This is a genomic window from Streptomyces spongiae, assembly GCF_009377185.1.
GTDB lineage: Bacteria > Actinomycetota > Actinomycetes > Streptomycetales > Streptomycetaceae > Streptomyces > Streptomyces spongiae.
The window spans coordinates 1-1645 of record NZ_VJZC01001024.1 but is presented as its reverse complement, the minus strand read 5'-3'; the positions used below and the strand labels follow the sequence as shown (position 1 = coordinate 1645).

The following is a 1645-nucleotide window of genomic DNA, read 5'->3' as shown; positions in this document are numbered from 1 at the left end:
CGGGTTACCCGCCCCAGCCCCCGATGGGCCACCAGCCGTACCCCAACTCGGCTCCCAACCAGGGGTACCCCACTCCTCCGGGTCAGCACCCGCAGCAGCACAACCCCTACGCCCAACAGCCTCCGCACCAAGGCCAGTAGGAGAACTCACTGTCCGCGATAGCGAAGTACTGCGCTGCGCCCTGACTCCGCGCATGACTCAACACCGCAACGACGGTTGTTGTTGCACACCCACGTCCGCTGACTCTCGTGAGCGCGACCTGGCAAATTTCTCAATAATTCGCTAGTGACCCGAGAGGAAGGCATCCCTGGTTCGCACCTGGAGGCATGCGTAACCGGACGGGACCGCCGAGGAGTAAGGAATTGAAGATCAAGCGAGTCTGGTCCACGACAGGTGTCGTGGCGTTGACGGGAGCCTTGCTCCTCAATTCGGCACCAACTGCCTCGGCGGACTATGTCAGAGACCAGCAGTGGGTCTTGGACGTGTTCTCCATGAAAAAAACCTGGGCTGAGACCCAGGGTGAAGGCGTGACTGTTGCCGTCGTTGATACGGGCGTCGATGGCGATCACCCTGATATGACTGGTCAGGTTCTTACAGGAAAAGACTATACCAGTGGTGGAAATGCCCGCGAAGACATCGCCGGGCATGGGACAAGAGTCGCTAGTCTAGTAGCTGGGCACGGCCATGGTTCAGGCAATGCCTCCGGAATGGTGGGGCTCGCGCCGAAGGCTAAAATCTTGCCACTGCGTACTATGCAGACGAAACATGACAAAAATCCAGAGGAACTCTGGGCCGAGGCAGTCCGATATGCTGCAGACCGTGGCGCAAAGGTGATCAATCTTTCCTTTGCGAATGAATACGGGCAGACTGGACCCCTTGGTCAAAAGGCAATTGCATATGCGCAATCAAAGGATGTAGTCGTTGTCGCGGGAACGGGAAATAATGGCGGAGACGTCGGGTATCCAGCAGCATTGCCCGGCGTTGTTGCTGTTGGAGCCGTAGACAAAAATGCAAACATCTGGAGCTCTTCTAATACTGGGAAACAGGTGGCACTTACGGCCCCGGGCGTGCGAATTCTTGCAGCAGATCCGACACGGTCTCCTGAGTACAGCGTGGCTGACGGTACCTCGGATGCCACGGCGTATGTCTCGGCTACCGCCGCCCTGGTCCGCGCAAAGTACCCAGACCTCACTGCAGGCCAAGTAATCAACCGCCTCATCAAGTCGGCCTCGTTCCTCGGGCACAAGGGCCTGAAGGCGCCCAACGAGGAATACGGCTACGGGATCATCCGCCCCTACCAGGCGGTCACGATGGACATTCCCAAAGGGCCCGAGGCTAACCCGCTAGGTCGGATCCAACTTGCCGATGAGGTAACCGCGGGCGACGACAGCGCAGCGAGTCAGTCCGAGAACGAGAAGGGATCTTCTTCAATGGGCTTCATCGCCCTTGCCGTTGGTGTTATCGGCCTCGGAGTCGTAGTCGCCGCAGTAACGGTCTTCGCGGTAACCCGCAGCCGCCGCACCTCCGGCAACGGCGGCCCTGTCAGCGGGATGCCCCCGCAGAACATGGGCTACCCACCCCAGCAGCCGATGTACCCAACCGCCCAGCAGCCGTACCCCACAGCAGCACCCAATCAGGGGTACCC

1 protein-coding gene is annotated in these 1645 nt (G+C 59.7%); it reads left to right on the top strand.

Translation table 11 applies throughout. From position 1 onward, the window contains the following. Nucleotides 1–362: 362 nt before the first annotated feature. Nucleotides 363–1645 (top strand): type VII secretion-associated serine protease mycosin (gene mycP / locus FNH08_RS49775; protein ID WP_228034867.1); only part of this gene is annotated, 1283 nt, incomplete at its 3' end.